The sequence below is a fragment of the Pseudomonas sp. Pseusp88 genome, assembly GCF_047303955.1.
Taxonomy (GTDB): Bacteria; Pseudomonadota; Gammaproteobacteria; order Pseudomonadales; family Pseudomonadaceae; genus Aquipseudomonas.
Genome location: NZ_JBGLYM010000022.1, coordinates 19,420 through 40,552 on the forward strand (window position 1 = coordinate 19,420; position 21,133 = coordinate 40,552).

A 21,133-nucleotide genomic window follows, 5' to 3' on the forward strand; every position below is an offset into this window, starting at 1 on the left:
CGATGCTAGCAAGGAAGTCTTATTCTTAATAAGATTTAAAAAGAATTTTTATATTCCTTAAAAGAATTTACATTTTGCTCTCACCATCCCGCTACAGCACCATCGCTGCGCGGATCGCTGCCGCCTTCCAGTAACCCATTCGGATGACGAATGATGGCGCCGGCATGCCCCATGCTTTCGTCGTAATCCTGGAGGATTTGCACATCATGGCCGCGTAGTTTCAGCTCATCGACACAACTGGTTGAAAAGCGCGCTTCCAGCTTGAGGTTGTCGCTGCTGTTACCCCACGTCCGCCCCAGCAACCAGCGCGGTGCGTCAATAGCGGCCTGGGGGTTCATGTTGAAATTGACGATGCGGCTGAACACTGCACTTTGCGATTGCGGCTGGCCGTCACCGCCCATATTGCCGTAGACCAGGGTGCGACCGTCATCGAGCCGGGCCATCGCCGGGTTGAGGGTGTGGAAGGGTTTACGTCCTGGCGTCAGAGGATTACGCGCGGCGGGGTCCAGGGAGAAGCTGCAACCGCGGTTCTGCCAGTTCAAACCGGTAGTCGGCAGCACGATACCGCTGCCGAACTCATGGTAGAGGCTCTGGATAAAACTGACTGAAACCCCCTCGCCGTCCACTACGCCCATCCATACCGTATCGGCTGGACCTACGCCCTGCCCCCATGGCGCTGCTCGGTCGGCATCGAAGGCGCTGGCCATGGCATCTAGGCGCTCCGCAGTCAGGAAGCTCTGTGCTTCATGCTCCATATAGGCCGGATCGGTGATATGCCGATCACGAATAGCGAAGGCCCGCTTGGTCGCCTCAACGCAGGCATGCACGAAAGGCGCGCCCAGTGCGTCCATGTCCGGCGTAAGCAAACGGTCCAGTTGGCCGAGAATCAGCAACGACACCAGACCCTGTGTTGGCGGCGGAAAGTTGTAGATCTGCCCTCGTGAATGCTTGAGGACCAAGGGTTCGCGCCAGTCGGCATGCTGGCGTTGCAGGTCTGCCAGGCGCAGAGGGCTGCCTGCTGCTTCCAGTTCCCGGGCGAAGCTGCGCGCCAGGTCGCCACGGTAGAAGTCATCCAGGCCGGCACTGGCCAGTCGCTCCAGGGTATCGGCCAGACGCGCATGCTTGAAACGTTGCCCCTCTTGCGGAGCCTGCCCATCGTGCAGGAACGTCGTGGCGAAGCCGCTGATCGGGGTCAGCTCCGCCTGTTTGTCGAGGGTGCAGCGGCTCTGGCTGGCGGTGACCGGGATGCCGTCCCGAGCGTAGCTGATCGCGTCTTCCAACAGGCGGCTCAATGGCAGACGCCCCGCCAGTGAACCACTCTGCCAGTCGAATGCGCCCTGCCAACCGGAGACTGTACCGGCCACCGTATTGGCAGCCAGTCCGCCGCGAAACGGAATACTCTGCAAACCGTGCTCGCGATAACTTTCCAGTGTGGCACCCGCTGCCGCAGCGCCACAGGCATCCAGGGCCAGGGGTTTTTCCCCCGGCTTGGCGATCAGCCAGAAACCGTCGCCGCCCAGGCTGTTCATATGCGGATAGACCACTGCGATCGTTGCAGCCGCCGCGATCATCGCCTCCACGGCGTTGCCGCCTTCGCGCATGATCGCCAGGGCACTTTGCGCTGCCAGGGAGTGCGGCGCGACGGCCATGGCTCGTGTGCCTCGGGCTGGATTGAGAATATGCGGCATCAGCGTTTCCCGGAAGATTGAACGATAGATTGATGATGCAGCAGAGCTGCTGTTTCGAAGACTGCTTCATCGGCAAAACGTGGCCCCATCACCGACAGACCCACCGGCGCACCGTCGATCCGCTGCCAGGGCATGACCACTTGCGGCAGCCCTGCCAGACCGGCCAGGCACAGCAGTTTTTGCGAACGGGCGCGCGTATCATTGACCTCCTGCGCAGACGCATCAAGCCTGGGTGCGACACCCGGAACCGGCGGCAACAGCAGCAGATGATGGTCACTCAAGAGCTGCGCCAGCAGGCTTTGCGCCTGGCTGCGTAGCTGTGTGGCGGCCAGGACTTGCTCAGGGGAAATCAGGGCGGCAGCGGCAAAGCGTTGAGCGACATCGATACCGAACTGCGGCGTCGTGCGCTGTACCCAAGCACCATGTTGCTGCCATATCTCAGCGGCCTGCAAGGTGCGCAACGCCTGGGCCCAACTGTCCAGCGGCAACGTGCCGGCAGGCAAACGTCGATAGACAATCGCCTGCTCCAGCAACCAGTGTTCGAACCCCTGCTGCACCGGCTCATCGAGCAGATTGATCACATCCTCGCTGACCAAAAGTTTTACCGAGCGCGAGCCAGAAACCGCAAGGCGGCTGTGCAGCAGGCACTCCAGAGCTGCGCCCAGGGTGCCTGCATCACGGGCGAACCAGCCGACGGTGTCGAAACTGTGCGCCAGGCTAAAACAGCCATGGCCCGCGACCCGCCCGTGGGTAGGCCGAATCCCCCACAGCCCGCAATAACTGGCAGGCAGGCGAATCGAGCCGCCGCAGTCAGTGCCCAGTGCCAGGTCCGCATGCCCTGCCGCCACGGCCACTGCCGAACCGGACGAAGAGCCACCGGGCAAACGCTCGGCATCGACGGGGTTGACCGGAGTGCCGTAGTGAACATTGATCCCGGCCAGGCTGTATGTCAGCTCGTCGGTCACGGTTTTACCGATCCATTGGCAACCCTCGGCCAACAGCATGCGCACGACCGGCGCTGTTTCTCTGGCAATGGATTGCTGCGCTAGCCACTGCGGATTCCCTGCGCCACAGATCATGCCGTCGATGGCAAAGACATCTTTCACGGCCAGGCGCACATCTTTCAGACGCGGTTCATTAACCACTTCGACGGGTGACGGCAACTCTCCAAAGCCGTCGGCCACGAACGCACCGTGCAGGCCCGGCCACAGGTACGGGTTCACAGGCTAATCCCGCTGACGTGAGCGGCAACGATGCGCCAATGACCGTCCATGCGCACCCAGCTTTGCGTCTGCCGCCCAAGCTGCACCTGCCCTTCGCGGCTGAAAACCATATTGGTCACGGCAAAGTCCTGACCAAAGCTGGTGACAGAACGTTGCAGAATCTTGCGCTCCAGCCCTTTACCGGGACGGGCGCGACGAAACGCCTGGATCGCGTCGTAGCCGTATAAATGCTCCCCGGCACCGTAGCGCAAGGTGTGGGGGCTGTCCCAGAACAGTTCGTCGAGTACGGCGACGTCGTTACTGATGAGGGCCCGCTCATAGCGTTCGAACGCATGGTTGAGGCTCGCCAGTGTTGATGCATCGTTAATGGGCATGCCAGTTCTGACAGCGCCAAACAGCGCCGGATCGGTCAGGCAGATCCCACGCCCGAGCAAACCCTTTTCGCCTTTGGCGTCCAGCATGGCAATCGCCACCCGTGGCGTGAGTTCGCTATCAACGACTCGCGAAGCATCGATGGCACTGCCCAGGCCGAACCTACTGAATTGCGGTGCAGCGCCGACCAGCCAGCCCGCTCGCTTACCTGTCCCGCCCGGCAACCAGCCGTTCATGGGCTCGGCTGTTTCTACTGCATAAAACCAGGCCTGAGCACCAAACCCGGCGGCATCGATCACACCGCTGTCACCGAGCATCGGACAGGCCTCGATGAACTCCGGCCCCAGTCGCGGGCCCTGGGGAACATGGGCCGGGGCGGTAAGCCAGCGATCGGGGGCATCCGCCAGGCGCACACCCGCGTCGCTGCCATTGCCGGCCAGAGCCAGTAGCAGTTTCGTCGATTGGCTCGGGTCGCTGCTGCGCGTCGCGTCAAGCATCAGGTAACAGCTGGCCATCCATAGGGTCAGGAAAAAAAGAGGCGTGTTTTCAAGCATGGCGGTGATATCGGCATCAACTGCCGAGGACAGGCGCTGCAACAGCGCCGTGGTCGCAGAAGTCGTGCGGCTGTGCAGATCATCACCGCCGCGCAGCCCCGCTACCGCCAGGGGTATCAGTTCAATCGGCGCTTCATTCAGGGCATCCTGTAGCGCGGGCGCCAGATGCTGATCACGCCAGGTCATGCGCGCAAGGATCGCCGGATCCCGGGCTCCGAAGCGCAATTGCGCCCCTGCGCCGCTGCCGAGCAGCGACCAGCAGCGCGCGCCATGAGCTTGCCCGTCATCCACCACTTCGACGAGACTGCTGGAAGGGGAAATGACCGCCGCCAGGGGCGTTACGATGCGATAACGTTGAGTTGGCAGCAGCTTCACCCGGCCCTCGGCAATCAGCGCTTCGGCCTCGTCGGGTGTATTCGCCCAGCCCTCATACAGGCAGCACAACACGGCGGATGACAAAACCGGCGCGCTGGGCTGACAAGGATTATCGAACGGCGGCCCCGCATGCAGCAGGGTCATCGGTGCCAGCCCTACTGCCTCGCGGGCAGTGCGCACTGCGGTCCACGTCGGGCGCACTGCATAAAGCCGGTGCAGCGCACTGTGCAGGGCGAGATCATCGGCCGTGGGCGAGAGTGGTTGTGCACTCATGACGACTCCTTACTCAGGCAACGCGAGGAACGGGCAGGATTGCCGCCGTGGCATCGAAACGTTTGCCTGCACGCAGGCAGAACAGCGGTTGCAGCATTCGCCGGGCGATGACCTCGGTGCCTTCGTTGTCGCGCAGCAGCCAGGCGCCGTCCTCGTCGCTGAGCACGCTGACATCGGCCTCGCGGCCCACACCCAGGCTGCCGATTTCGTCACTCATCCCCGCTAGCTCGGCGGCGTTGCTGGTGACCATCGGCACCAGTTGTTCAAGGCTCAAGCCCAGAGCCATCATGCTGACCATGGTCGATACCAGGCTGAATCGCGAAGTGCCGGCGAAAAGGTGTTCTTCGTCCGGATGTTCGTCGGGTGTCCCGGCGGGCGCGGGAACCGTGGTGTTATAACCGTGCATGTCGGAGCCCAGAGTATCGGGCACCACACCGGCCGCGATGACTTTCGCAGCCATTTTGTAGCTGAAGTGCGAACCATGGCCGACGTCGACTTTCAGGCCGCGGGCGATGGCCTCGCTGACCAATGGATGCATCTCACCGTTCTGCTCGACAAAGCCGCCGGGATGACGACTGAAGGGATGGGCCAGCACATCTCCCGGTTTTAGCACATCAAGGACCTGGGGGAAGATGCTGTCCGGGTCGATGTCGTAAGTGGGCTGATCCGGCATCGGCCACAGTTGGCCGAAGTGGATATATACCGGCAGCGACGTCTGTTGGCCGATCTGCGCGGCCTTCTTCATCACATCCAGACCCCAGCGGGCAAAGCCCCCCAGCTCAGCGTGGGCCTTGATGCCCTTGACGATGTCGCGGTTGGCCAAGGCCGATTTGACAGTGGCGGCAACGTCTGCGCATTCGGGGCGGTACAGTTCCGGGTAGAAATGCCCTTCCAGCCCCCCGACCAGGTAAGCCGAAATAAACGACAGCACACGGCTCTCTGACGGCTCGACAATGAATTGGCGAAAGCCCGGCAGGGTCATGCAGCTTGCCCCGCCCTGATCGATCAGCGTGGTGACCCCGGAATGCACGCCGCACATATCGGCATTCAGGCCAAAGCGCCCGGTGACGTATTGATAGACATGGCTATGTGTGTCGATCAGCCCGGGCAGCACCAGCCTGCCGGTGCAATCGATGAGCTCGGCGCCCTCTGCGGCGTCGGTGTCTCGCAGTTGGCCAACCGCCTTGATTCGATCCCCTTCAATCAATAGATCGCATACGGTATCGATGGAGTTTGCAGGATCGATGACACGACCGCTGTGCAGAAGGATGGTTTTCATGAGTATCTCTTGAAATGCCGTGAGTACGACTCACGACGCAATCAATGTGCCAATTCGCAACATCTTCAAACCACCACCTATCCATCCTATTGAATCTATTGACAAATACCTATAAAAAATAAATGTGGCATACCTTCTTTATTGACTGGTTTCAGCCTGTCTACAGATTGCGCCTTGCACCATTTAAAGCCTGCGGCGCACCATGCTTGCGCACTATGGGGCATACCACATGATTTTCTGTTTATCCTTGATCTGGCTCAGTGGGTCATCCAGATAAACTGGTAGCAAAAAGCATTTAAAAACAAGGAGGCATGCCACTTTTATCGCTATAATCGGCGCTTGCGAATAGAAAACTGACAGGGTTTGCGTTGCTTATGAGTACGATGCAAGACGATGACCTGAAAACGGAGCTGGATGCCGCGCTTGCCCGCTCATCCCTGCTTGGACGTCCCGGCTTTTTGATTCGGCGCTTGCACCAGATTCACGTGGGGTTATTCCTTAACGAGACCCGCGAATTCAATATCACGCCGGTGCAGTACAGCCTGATGACGGCACTGAGCACCCACGGCGAAATGGACCAGAACACGCTGTCCCACGAGATAGGTCTGGAACGGACCAGTGTTGCGGAAGTGATCCCGCGCCTCGAGACCCGCGGCCTGTTGCAACGTCGGCAAAGTACCGAGGACCGGCGGGTCAAGCTGGTCAAGCTCAGCCGCAAGGGCCTGTACCTGCTGAAGAAGATGGATGAACACGTACAGCGCGCCCACGACCGCACCATCGAACAGATTCCCGAAGAACAGCGGGCCCTGTTCATGCTCCAGCTGATCCGTCTGGTGGAGGCCAACAATGATGTCGGCAGCGCGCCGTTCAAGCTGGAGCGTGAGTAGGGTTTCAGAGCCTGCCCGTTATTTACCGCAGGTCGGGCAGCGGTGCTTTTCTTTCATGCCGAACAGCCTGCGCAGGCGATTAAGCAACAGGCTCCAGAACATATTGCCCAGGTCCAGGGGCGCTTGTTCCGGGGCGGCGCTGTAGGGTTTTGCCGCAGGTTCGGGTCGAACCTGCTCTGCGGCAGCACTGCTACTGCTCTCGGGCTCAGGGGCTCGCACAGGCATTTCGACCGCCACCAACTCCTCGTTGGCGGCTTCCAGACGCAGCTTGAGGTTGGCGGCAAATGCGTCGGTCATGCGCGTGGCCAGTTCGCGCACGATACCGCCGCGGGAAAACTGCGCCAGGGAACCGGTGATGGAATAGTCGACGACGATATTCACACGGGTCCCGTTGTTTTCCGGGAGCAATACGAATTGCGCCGTGCCTTTGACCCGGGAACCGCTTTTGCGGTCACTGCCCTGGCCGCTGACCACACCGCTGTGGCCGCTCTCATCGAGTTTCATTTCACCCTCGCCTTTGAACGCCGCAACGATCGGGCCAAGCTTGACGGTCATGGCCAGGCTCAATTGATCATCCTCGGGCGGGGCCGTCAGGGAAGCACCGGGCAGGCAGGTGACGATACCCTCTACGTCGAGAAAACTCTTCCAGACCAGGTCCGGGCTGAAAGGCACGCTGAAGCTTTGTTCGATATCCATTGGATTTATTTCCTCGTGACTGTCAGGCCGACAGCCGCTGGCGACGTTGAGCAAGCACCCGGGTAATGGCCTTGACCAGCCCCACGTAACCCGTGCAACGGCAGAGATTGCCGGACAGTTCATGACGGATCCGCGCTTCATCGGCGTCGGGAATGCGCAGCACAATATCCCGGGCCGTGGCGAGCATGCCGGGGGTGCAATAGCCGCATTGCAAAGCGTGTTCGGCGGTAAAGGCTGCCCGCAGCTCGCCCATCACCGGGTCATTGTCGAAATCTTCGATGCTGCGCACCTCGGCGCCATTGCAGGACGCGGCGTAGACGATGCAGGAACGCATGGGCGCACCGTCGATCATCAGAGTGCAGGCGCCACATACGCCCTGCTCGCAGCCGATGTTGGTGCCGGTGAGGCCCCGTGCTTCGCGCAGGAAGTCGGCCAGATGGGTACGCGGTTCAACTTCAGCGCTGACCTGCTTGCCATTGACCGTCAGTATCAATTGACTCATGCCAGGGTTCCTCGTGGGCTGGACAGTTGCCGGGCCGCGCGCTGTAGCGCAACGCGATGGGTCTCATACTCGTAACTGCCGGGCTCAATGCCGGCAGCTAACAGCCAGGGATCGGCCAGTTGATCGTTCCAGGTATCGATCAGCGCCCCGGCCTGTTCGATTACTTGCGGCGCGCCATCCACCGCACCGATGATCGCGCGCCTTACACCGCGCTGCGGGTCGTCGACAAAGGCAGCGATGGCCTCGGCAAACTCGCCGGTCTTGCGATTGAACTTGTAATAGCCCCAGCGCGCGCTGCTGCTCAGGCGCGGGATACGCACGGCCCGAATGATTTCGTCTTCGGCCAGCTCGGTGGTGAATGCCCCCAGCATGAAGCCGTCGGCCTTGATGCTGCGCTCGCCGTTCGGCCCGAGCAGGAGGATCTCGGCGTCCAGCAAGGCCATGACATTGACCCAGTCCGCCGCCGGATCGGCATGGGCAAGGCTGCCACCCAGGGTGCCGCGATTGCGCACGGCACGATAGGCAATGCCTTTGGCCACGAATGGCATCAGCCCTTGGGACGGATCGGCGACCACGCCGTCTTCGATATTGGCGTGGGTGGTGGCCGCGCCGAGCACCACAGCACCCGGCTCTTCCACGCAGGCACGCAATTCGCCCAGTTGGCGTACGTCGATCAACTGTTCAGGCTGGACCAGACGCAGGTTCATCATCGGCCCCAGTGACTGACTGCCGGAGACGATCTTGCCCATGCCTTCGCTGGCCTGAAGCAATTGCACGGCCTCCAGGGCAGTAGCCGGCTGCTGATAATCGAACATCACCGCCTTCATGACAGCACCTCCATAGGCTCAGCGGACACGGCCTGGCGGCGTTTGCCCGCCAGCGCGGCAAACACCACGCGCGGTGATAAAGGCAACTGCGAAACCTCCACACCCAAAGGACGCAAGGCATCATTGATGGCATTGGCAATCGCCGCAGGTGAACCAATTGCACCGCTTTCGCCAATACCCTTCTGTCCGAACGAGGTATAAGGCGCCAGGGTTTCCATATGCTCGATGCGAATCGACGGCACCTCGGTGGCCCCCGGCAGAATATAATCGGCCAGGGTCGAGGCCAGCGGCTGCCCCTCTTTGCTGTAGAGCATTTCTTCGTACAACGCAGTACCAATGCCTTGGGCGGCGCCGCCGTAAACCTGGCCATCGACGACCATCGGGTTGATCAGCTTGCCGCCGTCTTCGACGATGGCGTAATCGAGTATCTCGGTCTTGCCCAGTTGCGGGTCCACCGCGACCACCACGGCGTGGCAGGCGTAGCTGAAGGTTCCGGTATCGCGCTGGGCCTGATAGGTGGTGTGGACTTCCAGGCCGCCTTCGTGGGTGTCGGGCGGCAGGCGCTGGGGTTGCAGGTACCAGATACGGCTCAACTCACCCAGGCTGATCTGCCCTGAAGGGCCGCTGACACCACCATTGGACCAACTAACGCTGTCCTGCGGGTCCTTGAGCAGATAGGCGCCCACGTGCTGCAGGCGCTCGCGCAGCAACTTGCAGCCCTGCCCTACGGCGCCACCGGCCATGACGATGGAGCGCGAGCCCCAGGTCCCGGTGGAATACGGGGTCATACCGGTATCGCCAAAGACAATCCGCACCCGCTGTGGATCAACGCCCAATACTTCGTTGGCGATTTGTGCCAGGGTGGTTTCCATACTCTGGCCGTGAGAGTGCACGCCGACACGAATTTCCAGGATGCCGTCCGGTGTCAGGCGCAGGCTGGCCGGTTCGCGGCCAGGCACCATGGGGATGCCCCAACCGAAATACACCGAGGTGCCATGGGCGCCCTGTTCGCAGAACACCGCCATACCCACGCCAATCAGGCGCCCGTCCGCTTCGCCCAGTTGCTGGCGGGCGCGCACGGCTGGCAGATCGATGGCGCGCATGGCCCGACGCACCGACTCCGGGTAATCGCCGCTGTCGAAGTGTTTACGCGTGATGTTGTCGTAGGGCATTTCTTCGGGCAGGACCAGATTGCGCAAACGTACTTCGCAGGGCTCCAGGCCTGCCTCGACGGCAATGGCGTCCATCACTGTTTCGATGGCGTAGCACACGCCGGTCCGGGCCACGCCGCGATACGGCAGGATCGGCGGCTTGTTGGTCGCTACCGACCAGGTGCGGCAACGATAGCGCTCCATTTTATAAGGACCGGGCAGGATACTGGCGACCTGCGCCGCTTCCAGGCAGGCGGAAAACGGATAGGAGGAATAGGCTCCGGAATCCACATGCGCCAGGCAATCCACCGCCAGCAGGCGACCATCACGGTCAGCGTAGGCATGGATGTCGTAGTGGTGTTCACGACAGTTGGCGTTGGCCACCAATTGCTCCCGGCGATCCTCGATCCAGCGCACTGGATGATTCAGGTGCATGGCCAGCCAGGCCACGCAGACCTCTTCCGGCAACAGTATGCCCTTGTAGCCGAAGCCACCACCGACATCCGGCGAGATCACCCGCACGCTGCCTTCATCCAGACCCAGGCAACCGGCCAGACCGGTGCGATTGATATGGGGCATCTGCGCCGAGGTATAAACCACGAGCTGGCTCAGGCGACGATCCCAATAGGCAACCACACCCCGGCCTTCCATGGGCGCCATGCTTTGCCGGGCCGTGCGCAGCACACGGTGGACATGGATGTCGGCGCGCTGGCGAATCTCATCGAGGTCGGCGTCGACATGGGTTTCCAGAAAGACATTATCACCCCAGTGCTCGTGCACCAGGGCCGAGCCGGGCTCACGGGCGGCGAGCATATCGACCACCGCAGGCAGTTCGTCGAAATCGACGAAAGTCGCGCCGGCAATGTCCTCGGCTTCAGCTCGGCTGTCGGCCACGCACATGGCAATCATCTCGCCGACCTGTCGGACCTTGTCCTTGGCCAGGACCGGTTGCTCGGAGGTCTTGAAACCGGGCAATCCGGAGTTAGCGACAATGGGCTTGACCCCGATCAGGTCGTCGATCGTATAGACCGAGCTTTCCATTCCCTCGGGTTTTTCGATTTGCAGAATGTGACCGTGGGCGATCGGACTGCGCACGAATGCGACGTCACGCATGCCCGGAAAACGGATATTACCGATGTAGTTGCCACGACCGCGCATGAAGCGATCGTCTTCCTTGCGTGACAGTGAAGCACCGATGCCCTGGCTGGAAGGTTGCGACTTGTCAGTCATAGCTGGCCTCTGTGTGGCATTCAAGTGGGTTATCGCGCTGCCGGCGTGGCGCCGTGAAAGCGTGAGAGAAACTGTTGCGCGCGTTGGGTCTGGGGCGCGCCGAAGAATTGCGCAGGGGCACCGCTTTCAACGATGACTCCGGCGTCCATAAACACCACGCGGCTGGCGATCTGACGGGCAAACTCCATCTCATGCGTGACGATAACCATGGTCGCGCCCTCGCCCGCCAGGCCGCGGATGACTTCGAGGACTTCGCCCACGAGCATCGGATCCAGGGCACTGGTGGGTTCGTCGAATAGCAGGATGTCGGGCTTCATCGCCAGCGCCCGGGCAATCCCCACCCGCTGCTTCTGGCCGCCGGACAAGCGCGCCGGGAACATCTCGGCTTTTTCTGCCAGGCCAACTCTGGCCAGCAGCGCCAGGGCTTCCTGGCGCACCTCGTCGGGGTCACGCTTGAGCACATGCAGTGGCGCCTGCATGATGTTTTGCAGCACGGTCAAGTGGGGCCACAGGGCGAAATGCTGGAAGACCATGCCGATCCGCGAACGCATCTGCGCCAGATCAGCATCGTTCATCTTCAGCCCGCCCTTGTGTGCGCCCATGCGCTGACCATTGAGAAATACGCTGCCGGCATTGGGCTGCTCCAGCCAGTTGATGCAGCGCAACAAAGTGGATTTGCCACAGCCGGACGGCCCCAGCAGGCACACGACCTCGCCGTTCATGACGTCCAGGGACACATCCTTGAGCACATGGTTATCACCGAACCACTTGGAGATGCCCTGCAATTGCAGCACCTTGGTCTGCGTCGCCACAGGCGCAGCGTTGGGGGATTGATGCAGTGCGTTCACGTTCGACGCTCCTCGGCGTAGCGGGTCAGAAGGCTGGTCAGGATCTCGATGCACAGGCACAGCAGCCAATACAGCAGCACCGCCGAGAGAAACGCAGCAAACGGAATGAAATAAGTGGACTGGATCGAGTTCATCACGCTGGTCAGTTCGGTCACCGCGATGATCGACAGAAAGGCGCTGTCCTTGACGATCTGGATCAGCTGGTTGCCGAGGCTGGGAATGGCGCGCATCAGCACCTGGGGCATGATGATGCGGCGCATCAGGCCGACGCCGTGAAAACCGAAGGCCCGCGCCGACTCGATAGTGTCTGCGGGCAAGTCCTGCCACGCCGCGCGCAGCAGCACCGCCATATAAGCCGAGTTGTACAACACCAATGCCAGCACACCGCTAGTCCAGTTGGACAGGCGCACGCCCATGGACGGCAAGGCGAAATAGATCAGGTAGACGAACAACAGGAACGGCACGCAACGCATGGCATCGCAGAAGCCGTTGGTGATGCGGGCGATGCCTGGACGCGATGACATCAACATTGGCGTCAGCACAATCCCCAGCAACAACGAAGCCGACGCCGCGATGCACACCAGGATAATCGTATTGAGGAAGCCGCCGCCGATATCCGGCAACTGGCCCCAGATGGTCAGGAAGTCATTGCTCATACAGCCACCTCATGCCCGGCGCTGCGGCGTTCGAGACGACGCTGGAGGCGAATCAGCAGATAGACGATCACGCTGTAGAGCAACAGGGCAAAGATAAAGGGCGGCAGCGGATCGTAAGTGCGTGCGCCGACTCGCTGGGCGGCGCGGGTAATCTCGACCATGCCGATCACCGCCACGGCCGGACTGGATTTGAGCAGCATGGTCATTTCATTGACCAGGCCGGGAAGGCTCGAACGCCATACCTGAGGCAGCACGATCAAGCGCAGGCGCTGGCCCCGGCGCATACCGAAGGCCAGCGCTGCGTCGTATTGCTGCTGCGGGAACGCGATCAACGCACCGCGCCAGACTTCACAGTTGAACGCGGCGGTCGACAGAGTCAACGCGAGAATGCCCGCCGTCGCCGGGTCCAGGGAGATACCGAACTGCGGCAAGGCGAAGAAGATCAGCAGGATCAACGTCACCGCCGGACACGAACGCATGATGCTTACGTAGGTAAACACCAGCTGCCGAGCTACCGGCACCCTGCCCCAGCGTATCAGGGCCAGGCCCAGCCCCAGCGGTACGCCGACGATGATGCTGACCAGCGAAACCCCTATCGTCGATAAGGCGCCGAGCAAGATGCTCCAGTAGTCGTATGCGGTCATGAGCGTCTGTCAGTTAACGTTGGCAGGCATGTTTTCATGGCTTTCACCGAGCCATTTCTTCTGCAGACGATACATCTCGCCGTTCTTGCGCAGCTCAAGCAACGCGGTATCGACCATCTTCAAGACACTGGTGTTGCCCTTGGCCACAGCCCAGGCGAGATAGGTCGGCTCGCCGATCGGCTTGCCCATGACAAACATGTCACTGCGCTCCTTGACCAGGGACATCAGCGACAGATCGGTGTTGGCGACCGCATCCAGGCGACCATTGCCCAGGTCCTGATAGGCTTCGGGATAGCCGTGGTATTCGACAATTTCCTTTAGCCCCTTGCCCTTGGCCTTGAGTTTGGCGTCGAAGTCTTTGAGGTCGGTGAGCATGGCACTCCCGGTCTCTGCGCCCACGGTCTTGCCGATCAGGTCTTCGGGCTTGAGGATCGGACTGCCTTTCTTGGTCGCGAAGTAAGTGGTGGTCTGTGCGGTAGGCGAGGTGAAATCAAATGTGGCCTTGCGCGCGGTGGTGACCAGTACGGCCGACAGCGCCATGTCGTATTTGCCGGTGGTCACCCCTGGCAGGATCCCGGCCCAGGGCAGCACTTGCTGGCGAATCTTCACGCCGGAGGACTTTTCTATCAGGGCCAGCAGTTCATTGTCATAACCGGTAGCCTTGCCCTCTTCCATGAACTCGAAGGGGCGATAGTCATCTTCGGTGGCCACGAGCAGGTATCCGCGGCTCTTGACTTCATCGAGGGTAGCCGCATGACTCATGGCCGTATTGGCCAGTGCAGCGGTCATGGCCATCACCAACGTTGCCACCGACTTGCCGATACGCTTGCGACACTTGAGGTTGTGCAGAAGAGCAGTCATGGAAATTCCTTGCTGGGTCCATTTGGAAACCGGTCCATCGAGAGACGGGCCGGCGTGGCAGCACCGGGAGGCGCTGCATGGAACGAAGCAAGTGGCATGCCACATAATTTTTAGCGTGTCCAAGCCCCTGTTTTAAAGGGTTTGAGCATGACCGTGGATTTCAATGAAGCTGTTCCGTGCACAATCGGGACAGAACCGCACCAAAATAATCCCAATATTATGTGGTATGCCTCTCAAATGGTCAGAATGTCGCACCCGCTACAAATGAGATTGAATCTTGTCTTTGGAATAATACATACCTGAAAGAAGTCGCTCTCGACGACGTATATCCATGTTTATACTGGTTTTTCAGTCTTAAAGGGTACCGTTGAATGCCAGAGGTCTCGCCTTTATCAGCCAATTTAGGTGGTATGGCATACATTTTTTACAACCACCTTATCGCAGGCATTAATACTGTGTTTTCAATGGCTTTCAGGTTGCACAGATGATCCCGGCACGGTTCTGGCTAAGGGGATCATCGACGCCTCATCCTTTGAGAGACCCTCCATGACCAAGCACCTGACCCCGGCACAAGTCGAACATTTCCAGCAGCACGGCTATGTCTATCCGTTACGCGCCATGAACACCGAGGATGCGGCGGCTTACCGCGCAAGGATCGAAGCTTATGAGGCCCATGTGGGCGAAGATGCCAATCGCTCATTGAAGATCAAGGCTCACCTCGCTTCCCCGGCTTTCGTCGAACTGGCACGCAATCCCCGGATCCTTGATGCTGTCGAAGACCTGATCGGGCCAAATATCCTGCTGTTTGGCGCCTCGGTATTCGCCAAGAACGCCAACGACCCGCGCTATGTGTCCTGGCACCAGGATTCCACCTACTTCGGCCTGTCGCCCCATAAGGAAGTCACGGTATGGGTCGGTTTTACCGATGCAACGTCGGAAAACGGTTGTCTGCGTATCCTGCCGGGCTCTCATCACGAACCTGACTATCAGCATGAGGAGACCTATGCTGCGGATAATATGCTCGCCAAGGGCCAGTCCCTGGTGGGCGTGGATGACAGCCTCGGACTGGAAATGCCATTGCTTGCCGGGCAATTCTCGATGCATCACGAGCGTACCGCTCACAGCTCACGCTGCAACACCACTGATGATCGACGCATTGGCTTTGCCTTTTTCTACATCCCGACCGATGTCACCTCGACCATAGGCCGCCGCCGCGCCACCCTGGTCCGCGGCGAAGACCTGTTCGGGCACTGGGACAGCGAAGCCTTGCCCAGCATAGATTACGACCCGGCGTCGATGGCGCAGCTGCATCAGGCCTGGGGTCAGTATCGCGATGGCGAGGTCAAGGGCGGCTGATCGGTCAGAAACTCGATCAACGTCCTGACCCGCAACGGCACGTGCCTGGCGTGGGGATACAGCAACAGGAAAGGTCTGCTGGCACCGCCAAAAGCACTCAGCACCTCAACCAGGCTGCCGCGTTCCAGATCGTCCTGCACGACAAAGCGGTAAACCTGGGCCAGCCCGGCGCCATGTCGGGCCATGGTGATCGTGGCCAGGTAATCCTCCAGGCAGGTGACGCTGCCGGAGGTCTGCAGGCTGACGTTCTTGCCCTCGTCAATGAACAGCCAGGGCACGTTACGCCCGCTGCTGGATAATTCGAACTGAATGCAGTCGTGGCTCTGCAGGTCTTCAAGACTTCTCGGGGTACCGCGCTCGCGCAAGTACACAGGTGATGCGGCAATGATCAGCTCCGCGTCCTCCAGGGGGCGTGCGATCAACGACGTATCGTCCGGGGCCTTGCCGCGGACCACCAGGTCATAGCCCTCCTCGGCAAAATCGATATTGCGGGTGCTGACATGCACCGTCACCTTGACCAGCGGATACAGGCGACGAAATTCGGCAAGTCTGGGCAGCAGACGATAATGAGCATAAGGCGTGGGCGCGCTGATGCGAATCTCGCCGCTGGGGGCTTTCTGCTGGCCCGTTACTTCGCGTTCGGCGTCTATCAGTTGCGCCAGGGCCTGATGACATTGCTCGTAATAGCTGCGCCCGGCGTCGGTCAGGCGGATCTGCCGCGTGGTACGGACGAACAGACGTACCGCCAGACGCTCTTCCAGCCGCGACACCGACCGGCTCACGGCGGCAGGCGTGACCCCTGCCGCATGGGCGGCTGCCGTGAAGCTGGCGAACTCGGCCGCCAGACAGAACAGCTCGATACTGCCCAATTGCACATCATCGAAATGGCGAGACATAAGCTGCTCTATTAATTACATGAGGTATCAATTCAATTGCCTGGCAGGCGATTTATCGCATCCGTTGGCAAAAGTAAAGTGAGCTCACCTACTCGCACCTCAGCCAATTTGGAGCACATCGTCATGAGCAACCAACAAACCGTTATCGTCACCGGCGCGTCCAGCGGCCTGGGCCTGGCCATCGCCGAAGCCTATCTGCAACGCGGCTACAACGTGGTCGGCAATGCCCGTACCCTTGAACGTCTCGAAGCTGCCGCCAGCAAACTCGGTAATCCGGCCAACTTCCTGTTGGTGGCCGGAGATATTGCCCAGGCGCAAACCGCACAGGCGTTGTTCGATGCCGCAATCAGCGCCTTTGGCCAGGTCGATATCCTGATCAATAACGCCGGGATCTTCACCCCCAACGCGATCGGCGACTACACCGAGGCCCAGGTCAATGCCATCGTCGGCACCAACCTGATGGGCTTTTTCTACCCGTCCCAGGCAGCGGCCAGGCACATGTCGGCAAACGGCGGTGGGCATATCGTCACTATCACCGCCAGTATCGCCATGCAGCCCAATAGCAAGGTTCCGGCGCTGCTGCCGGTATTGATCAAGGGCGGCCTGAACAGCGCCACCCGCGGCCTGGCCCTGGAACTGGCCCCGTTCAACGTCAAGGTCAACGCCGTGGCGCCCGGGATCATTAATACGCCCCTGCACAATCAGGATGAAGGCACGCAAAACTTCCTCAAGGGCCTGTCGCCCAGCGGCACCGTCGGCAGCCCGCAAGACGTGGTCGATGCCGTGCTCTATCTGACCGATTCAACCTTCACCAGCGGCAATGTGATGGTTGTCGACGGTGGCGCTGCTGCCGGTACCTGGTAACCCTCTATCAACGGAGAGATGAACATGCCTTACGTCAATATTCGTGTGACCAACGAGGGTGTCAGCGCCGAACAGAAACTGGCCTTGATCGAAGGCACTACGGAGCTGTTGTTCCGGGTACTGGGCAAGCCACCGATCTCGACCTTCGTGGTGATAGACGAAGTGGAGACCGATAACTGGGGGTGGCAGGGCAAGACCACGACGCAGATCAGGCAGGAGCAGAGAATGGGGGACTCGAAATCAATCACATAATGTGAATTGGAATACTGTAGGAGCTGCCGCAGGCTGCGAAAGTGGTGCTGATACCGCTATCGCAGCCTGCGGCAGCTCCTACGAGTATGCATCTCCTCTCATATATGCATCTTGTGCCCGCTCGCGCAGCAATTCGACAAATTGCTGCAACTCCTGACTCACCGGCTCGCCCTTGCGCCGCAGCAGACCAAAAGGCGCCATCTGTGCGTCGAGGGTGACCGGCAGCGCCACCACCAGGCCCATCTTCAGGTAATCGCGCATCGCCGATTCCGACAGCACCATGATCGCATCGGTCAATTGCACCAGTTGCTGCATGGAGTACACCGAGCTGCATTCGATGATATCCGGCGGTATTGGCAGGTCGAGGCGCTGCAGGGCCTGTTCGATGGCGATGCGCGCCGGGCTGGTTTCCGGCTGCAGGATCCAGGGCCAGTCCCTGACCAGTTCAGCCCATTGCAGCTTGCGTCGCCGTGCCAGAGGGTGACCGCTGTGGACCACGGCCAGTAGCCGCTCGTTGCCTAAAGGCTCGAATTCATATTGCTCATGGTCACTGCCGAAGCTGCGTCGGGTAATGGCGATATCCACCCGCCCCTGTTCCAGCAACTGGATCACCTGATCACTGGTGTCGCCCATGATGCGAATGCGTAACTGCGGGTTGAGGCCCTTGATCTGCGCCACGGCGTTCATTACCAGGTCCGGCGCCGCGCCCATGATGGTGCCGATGGACAGATAACCGTAGCCACCCTGCTTGCGCACGGCCAGGTCGGCAGCGCAGCGGTCCAGGCCGCCCAGTGCCGCCTCGGCAAAAAGCAGAAGCTGACGACCCAAGGCTGTCGGGCGCATGCCCCGGGGCAAACGTTCGAACAGCTCGCAGCCGAACATATCCTCGATTTCCTGCAACATTCGCGTTGCCGCAGGCTGGGACATATTCATGCTCAGGGAGGCGCGATGCATGTTCAGGCTGGAACCGAGCACCACCAGCATCTGCAGATGCTTGTAACGCAACCGGCCAAACAACTGCTGGGGGGAACGTTCGATACTCATGCCGCTCTCTGCAATCGATAACTTTAAGGTATCAACTATAAGCTTAATTCGATTAGTCACGCATCGTAATGACGCAGTAAAGTCCTCGGCACAAACACGCTGTACCCGTTACGCAGTCAAATAATTCCAATAAAAGGAAACTGACGTGAACACTCTCCCTGTGTCCTTGCTGCGCAAGGTCTCCTGGCGGCTGCTGCCGTTTCTGCTATTGATGTACATCATGGCGTTCCTCGACCGGGCCAATGTCGGCTTCGCCAAGCAGGCGTTCCAGGCCGATACCGGTATCGGCGATGCGGCATTCGCTTTCGGCGCCGGCGTGTTCTTTGCCGGTTATGCACTGCTGGAAGTACCGAGCAACCTGATCATGCATAAAGTCGGCGCACGCCTGTGGATGTGCCGGATCATGGTGACCTGGGGCCTGATTTCTGCGGCCATGGTCTTCGCCCACACTGAAACCACCTTCTACGTGCTGCGCTTTCTGCTCGGCGTCGCGGAGGCGGGCTTCTTTCCCGGCGTCATTCTGTACCTGACCTACTGGTTCCCTGGCGCCTCCCGGGGTAAAGCCATGGGTTTCTTCTACTTCGGCGCGCCCCTGGCATTTATCTTCGGCAGCCCCTTGTCGGGCCTGCTGCTGGAACTTGACGGCTTTCTGGGCAGCCACGGCTGGCAATGGCTGTTTGCAGTGGAAGGCCTGATGGCCACCGCTGTAGGTATCTGGGCGTACTTTTATCTGGACAATCGCCCGGCAGACGCCAAGTGGCTCAGCCCTGAAGAACGCAACCAGCTGCAAGCGGTACTGGATGCCGAAGACAGCCGCAAGCAAAGCCATGGCAGTCTGCTCAAGGTCCTGTGCCAGCCGGCGGTTCTGTACCTTTGCCTGATCTATCTGCTGATCCAGGCCAGCGTTTATGGCGTGGTGTTCTATCTGCCCACCCAGGTGGCCGGCCTGCTGGGCACCAAAGTCGGTCTGATGGTTGGCGTAGTCAGCGCCGTGCCATGGCTCTGCGCCCTGCTCGCTGCCTGGCAGATCCCCGCCCTGGCTGATCGCACAGGCCAACGCCGCACTGTCGCGGCGTTGACCCTGGTGGTCTCGGGCCTGGGCATTGCCGCCTCGGTGACGTTCACCAGTCCTCTGCTGGGCATTCTGGCGCTGTGCTTCGCCGCTTCGGGCTTCATTGCGGTACAGCCGGTGTTCTGGACCTTTCCCGGCAGCTTCCTGGCCGGGTCGGCCGCAGCAGGCGCCATCGCCCTGATCAACTCCTTTGGCGCACTCGGCGGGTTCATCGCGCCGATTCTGAAGAACTGGGCCGAAGGGGCATTTCACTCGCCGGCAGCAGGCCTTTACCTGCTGGCTACCACCACATTGATTGCTGCCGCGCTGGTCATGGGCATTCGTGCCCCGCGCCCGTCGGCCTCACATAATCAACCCAGCTTTCAGCTGTAAAGAGGGATCAACCATGGCCATTCCAACCATCAAACATGTGCGAGCCTTCGTTCTGCGTGGCGGCGGCGCCGACTATCACGACCAGGGCGACGGTCACTGGATCGACGACCATATCGCCACCCCCATGAGCAAATACCCCGAGTACCGTCAGAGCCGACGCAGTTTCGGCATCAATGTACTCGGCACCCTGGTGGTGGAAATCGAGGATTGCGAAGGCAATATCGGCTTTGCCGTGACCACCGGCGGCGAGCCTGCGGCCTATATCGTCGAGAAGCATTTGGCGCGGTTCGTCGAAGGCGCCAAGGTCACCGATATCGAGCGCATCTGGGACCAGATGTACTTTTCCTCCCAGTACTATGGGCGCAAGGGTCTGGTGATCAACACCATCTCCGGTATCGACCTGGCACTGTGGGACTTGCTCGGCAAGGTGCGCAAGGAGCCCGTGCACCAGTTGCTCGGCGGCGCCGTGAGGGACGAATTGCAGTTCTATGCCACCGGCGCGCGTCCGGACCTGGCGCAGAAAATGGGCTTTATCGGCGGCAAGCTGCCCCTGCACCACGGCCCTGCCGAGGGTGAGGAAGGTCTGCGCAAGAACCTTGAAGAACTGGCGGTGATGCGCGAGCGAGTCGGCAAGGACTTCTGGCTGATGCTCGATTGCTGGATGAGCCTGGACCTGAACTATGCGACCAGGCTGGCCCATGGTGCCCGGGAATTCGGTCTGAAGTGGATCGAGGAAGCGCTGTCGCCGGACGATTACTGGGGCTATGCCGCCCTGAAAAAAGCCGTGCCAAGCGGCATGCTGGTCACCACCGGCGAACACGAAGCCACCCGTTGGGGCTTCCGCATGCTGTTGGAAATGGGCTGCTGCGACATCATCCAGCCGGACGTTGGCTGGTGCGGCGGCATTACCGAGCTGATCAAGATTTCCGCTCTGGCCGATGCCCATAGCGCCATGGTCGTGCCCCACGGTTCATCGGTGTATAGCTACCACTTCGTCGCCACGCGCACCAACAGCCCTTTCGCTGAGTTCCTGATGATGGCTCCCAAGGCTGACCGGGTCGTGCCGATGTTCCATCCGCAACTGCTCGGCGAGCCAGTGCCGGAAAATGGCCGCATGCGCCTGTCTAAACTCGATCAGCCTGGCTTCGGCGTCACTTTGAACCCCGAATGTCAGCTGCATCGCCCTTATCAGCATTGATCGCGCCCATTCG

At 60.4% G+C, this 21,133-nt stretch carries 20 protein-coding genes; 6 read left to right on the top strand and 14 right to left on the bottom strand.

Features of this window, described 5'->3' with window-relative positions; genetic code table 11:
• Positions 1-80: 80 nt before the first annotated feature.
• Genes ACCD02_RS22935 through ACCD02_RS22950 form a run of 4 tightly spaced genes read right to left on the bottom strand, consistent with a single transcriptional unit; the run spans position 81 to position 5,764 of the window.
• Entirely contained in the window at positions 81-1,688 is a 1,608-nt protein-coding gene (locus ACCD02_RS22935; RefSeq protein WP_413306946.1) for a gamma-glutamyltransferase family protein, read from the bottom strand.
• The gene (locus ACCD02_RS22940; protein ID WP_413306949.1) at positions 1,688-2,911 is read right to left on the bottom strand and encodes an amidase; all 1,224 of its coding nucleotides are present in this window, start codon (positions 2,909-2,911) and stop codon (positions 1,688-1,690) included. The genes ACCD02_RS22935 and ACCD02_RS22940 overlap by 1 nt, the downstream gene beginning before the upstream one ends.
• Positions 2,908-4,485, bottom strand: coding sequence for an oxalurate catabolism protein HpxZ (gene hpxZ / locus ACCD02_RS22945; RefSeq protein ID WP_413306952.1), 1,578 nt, complete (start codon positions 4,483-4,485; stop codon positions 2,908-2,910). Before hpxZ ends, ACCD02_RS22940 begins: the two co-directional genes overlap by 4 nt.
• Before the next feature lie 13 nt (positions 4,486-4,498).
• Positions 4,499-5,764 carry an amidohydrolase/deacetylase family metallohydrolase gene (locus ACCD02_RS22950; RefSeq protein WP_413306955.1) on the bottom strand — a complete coding sequence of 422 codons (1,266 nt, stop codon included), beginning with the start codon at positions 5,762-5,764 and terminating at the stop codon, positions 4,499-4,501.
• A 374-nt stretch (positions 5,765-6,138) separates the two neighbouring features.
• Between ACCD02_RS22950 and ACCD02_RS22955 the strand changes: the two genes are divergently transcribed.
• Entirely contained in the window at positions 6,139-6,651 is a 513-nt protein-coding gene (locus ACCD02_RS22955; RefSeq protein ID WP_413306958.1) for a MarR family winged helix-turn-helix transcriptional regulator, read from the top strand.
• 18 nt (positions 6,652-6,669) lie between these two features.
• Here the strand turns inward: ACCD02_RS22955 and ACCD02_RS22960 are convergent, their stop codons facing one another.
• The 8 genes from ACCD02_RS22960 to ACCD02_RS22995 are packed head-to-tail and all read right to left on the bottom strand — an operon-like array spanning position 6,670 to position 14,066.
• A complete protein-coding gene (locus tag ACCD02_RS22960) occupies positions 6,670-7,347 on the bottom strand; it encodes an SRPBCC domain-containing protein (RefSeq protein WP_413306961.1) in 678 nt (225 codons plus the stop codon).
• A gap of 22 nt (positions 7,348-7,369) precedes the next feature.
• On the bottom strand, positions 7,370-7,849 hold the full coding sequence (locus tag ACCD02_RS22965) for a (2Fe-2S)-binding protein (protein WP_413306964.1): 480 nt from the start codon (positions 7,847-7,849) through the stop codon (positions 7,370-7,372).
• The gene (locus ACCD02_RS22970) at positions 7,846-8,676 is read right to left on the bottom strand and encodes an FAD binding domain-containing protein (RefSeq protein WP_413306967.1); all 831 of its coding nucleotides are present in this window, start codon (positions 8,674-8,676) and stop codon (positions 7,846-7,848) included. The genes ACCD02_RS22965 and ACCD02_RS22970 overlap by 4 nt, the downstream gene beginning before the upstream one ends.
• Positions 8,673-11,057, bottom strand: a complete 2,385-nt coding sequence (locus tag ACCD02_RS22975) for a xanthine dehydrogenase family protein molybdopterin-binding subunit (protein ID WP_413306970.1) — start codon at positions 11,055-11,057, stop codon at positions 8,673-8,675. Before ACCD02_RS22975 ends, ACCD02_RS22970 begins: the two co-directional genes overlap by 4 nt.
• Positions 11,058-11,086: 29 nt before the next feature.
• Positions 11,087-11,869, bottom strand: coding sequence for an amino acid ABC transporter ATP-binding protein (locus ACCD02_RS22980; protein ID WP_413307164.1), 783 nt, complete (start codon positions 11,867-11,869; stop codon positions 11,087-11,089).
• A gap of 32 nt (positions 11,870-11,901) precedes the next feature.
• Positions 11,902-12,561 (bottom strand): amino acid ABC transporter permease, encoded by a 660-nt coding sequence (locus tag ACCD02_RS22985; protein ID WP_413306973.1) that lies wholly within the window; start codon positions 12,559-12,561, stop codon positions 11,902-11,904.
• Positions 12,558-13,205 (bottom strand): amino acid ABC transporter permease, encoded by a 648-nt coding sequence (locus ACCD02_RS22990; protein ID WP_413306976.1) that lies wholly within the window; start codon positions 13,203-13,205, stop codon positions 12,558-12,560. The genes ACCD02_RS22985 and ACCD02_RS22990 overlap by 4 nt, the downstream gene beginning before the upstream one ends.
• A gap of 9 nt (positions 13,206-13,214) precedes the next feature.
• Positions 13,215-14,066 carry a transporter substrate-binding domain-containing protein gene (locus ACCD02_RS22995; protein WP_413306979.1) on the bottom strand — a complete coding sequence of 284 codons (852 nt, stop codon included), beginning with the start codon at positions 14,064-14,066 and terminating at the stop codon, positions 13,215-13,217.
• 546 nt (positions 14,067-14,612) lie between these two features.
• Between ACCD02_RS22995 and ACCD02_RS23000 the strand changes: the two genes are divergently transcribed.
• Positions 14,613-15,422: a phytanoyl-CoA dioxygenase family protein gene (locus tag ACCD02_RS23000; RefSeq protein WP_413306982.1), complete on the top strand. Its 810-nt coding sequence runs from the start codon at positions 14,613-14,615 to the stop codon at positions 15,420-15,422.
• Here ACCD02_RS23000 and ACCD02_RS23005 read toward each other — a convergent pair.
• The gene (locus ACCD02_RS23005) at positions 15,389-16,318 is read right to left on the bottom strand and encodes a LysR family transcriptional regulator (protein ID WP_413306985.1); all 930 of its coding nucleotides are present in this window, start codon (positions 16,316-16,318) and stop codon (positions 15,389-15,391) included. The genes ACCD02_RS23000 and ACCD02_RS23005 overlap by 34 nt on opposite strands.
• A gap of 123 nt (positions 16,319-16,441) precedes the next feature.
• On the opposite strand from ACCD02_RS23005, the gene ACCD02_RS23010 reads away from it, so the two are divergent.
• Positions 16,442-17,182 (top strand): SDR family NAD(P)-dependent oxidoreductase, encoded by a 741-nt coding sequence (locus tag ACCD02_RS23010; RefSeq protein WP_413306988.1) that lies wholly within the window; start codon positions 16,442-16,444, stop codon positions 17,180-17,182.
• Positions 17,183-17,206: 24 nt separating this feature from the next.
• On the top strand, positions 17,207-17,434 hold the full coding sequence (locus ACCD02_RS23015; protein WP_413306991.1) for a tautomerase family protein: 228 nt from the start codon (positions 17,207-17,209) through the stop codon (positions 17,432-17,434).
• Between the two features lie 78 nt (positions 17,435-17,512).
• On the opposite strand, the gene ACCD02_RS23020 is transcribed toward ACCD02_RS23015, so the two are convergent.
• A complete protein-coding gene (locus ACCD02_RS23020; RefSeq protein WP_413306993.1) occupies positions 17,513-18,478 on the bottom strand; it encodes a LysR family transcriptional regulator in 966 nt (321 codons plus the stop codon).
• 145 nt (positions 18,479-18,623) lie between these two features.
• Between ACCD02_RS23020 and ACCD02_RS23025 the strand changes: the two genes are divergently transcribed.
• Together ACCD02_RS23025 and rhmD are read left to right on the top strand one after the other, a co-directional pair.
• Positions 18,624-19,922, top strand: a complete 1,299-nt coding sequence (locus ACCD02_RS23025; protein WP_413306995.1) for an MFS transporter — start codon at positions 18,624-18,626, stop codon at positions 19,920-19,922.
• Positions 19,923-19,935: 13 nt separating this feature from the next.
• Positions 19,936-21,120, top strand: a complete 1,185-nt coding sequence (gene rhmD / locus ACCD02_RS23030) for an L-rhamnonate dehydratase (RefSeq protein WP_413306998.1) — start codon at positions 19,936-19,938, stop codon at positions 21,118-21,120.
• The last annotated feature ends 13 nt before the right edge of the window (positions 21,121-21,133 follow it).

What these genes read in the sequence shown, in the direction of transcription:
- ACCD02_RS22935 (WP_413306946.1), bottom strand. Translation starts at nt 1,688, where the DNA reads ATGCCGCATATTCTCAATCCAGCCCGAGGCACACGAGCCATGGCCGTC.
- hpxZ (WP_413306952.1), bottom strand. Translation starts at nt 4,485, where the DNA reads ATGAGTGCACAACCACTCTCGCCCACGGCCGATGATCTCGCCCTGCAC.
- ACCD02_RS22950 (WP_413306955.1), bottom strand. Translation starts at nt 5,764, where the DNA reads ATGAAAACCATCCTTCTGCACAGCGGTCGTGTCATCGATCCTGCAAAC.
- ACCD02_RS22955 (WP_413306958.1), top strand. Translation starts at nt 6,139, where the DNA reads ATGAGTACGATGCAAGACGATGACCTGAAAACGGAGCTGGATGCCGCG.
- ACCD02_RS22960 (WP_413306961.1), bottom strand. Translation starts at nt 7,347, where the DNA reads ATGGATATCGAACAAAGCTTCAGCGTGCCTTTCAGCCCGGACCTGGTC.
- ACCD02_RS22965 (WP_413306964.1), bottom strand. Translation starts at nt 7,849, where the DNA reads ATGAGTCAATTGATACTGACGGTCAATGGCAAGCAGGTCAGCGCTGAA.
- ACCD02_RS22970 (WP_413306967.1), bottom strand. Translation starts at nt 8,676, where the DNA reads ATGAAGGCGGTGATGTTCGATTATCAGCAGCCGGCTACTGCCCTGGAG.
- ACCD02_RS22975 (WP_413306970.1), bottom strand. Translation starts at nt 11,057, where the DNA reads ATGACTGACAAGTCGCAACCTTCCAGCCAGGGCATCGGTGCTTCACTG.
- ACCD02_RS22985 (WP_413306973.1), bottom strand. Translation starts at nt 12,561, where the DNA reads ATGAGCAATGACTTCCTGACCATCTGGGGCCAGTTGCCGGATATCGGC.
- ACCD02_RS22990 (WP_413306976.1), bottom strand. Translation starts at nt 13,205, where the DNA reads ATGACCGCATACGACTACTGGAGCATCTTGCTCGGCGCCTTATCGACG.
- ACCD02_RS22995 (WP_413306979.1), bottom strand. Translation starts at nt 14,066, where the DNA reads ATGACTGCTCTTCTGCACAACCTCAAGTGTCGCAAGCGTATCGGCAAG.
- ACCD02_RS23000 (WP_413306982.1), top strand. Translation starts at nt 14,613, where the DNA reads ATGACCAAGCACCTGACCCCGGCACAAGTCGAACATTTCCAGCAGCAC.
- ACCD02_RS23005 (WP_413306985.1), bottom strand. Translation starts at nt 16,318, where the DNA reads ATGTCTCGCCATTTCGATGATGTGCAATTGGGCAGTATCGAGCTGTTC.
- ACCD02_RS23010 (WP_413306988.1), top strand. Translation starts at nt 16,442, where the DNA reads ATGAGCAACCAACAAACCGTTATCGTCACCGGCGCGTCCAGCGGCCTG.
- ACCD02_RS23015 (WP_413306991.1), top strand. Translation starts at nt 17,207, where the DNA reads ATGCCTTACGTCAATATTCGTGTGACCAACGAGGGTGTCAGCGCCGAA.
- ACCD02_RS23020 (WP_413306993.1), bottom strand. Translation starts at nt 18,478, where the DNA reads ATGAGTATCGAACGTTCCCCCCAGCAGTTGTTTGGCCGGTTGCGTTAC.
- rhmD (WP_413306998.1), top strand. Translation starts at nt 19,936, where the DNA reads ATGGCCATTCCAACCATCAAACATGTGCGAGCCTTCGTTCTGCGTGGC.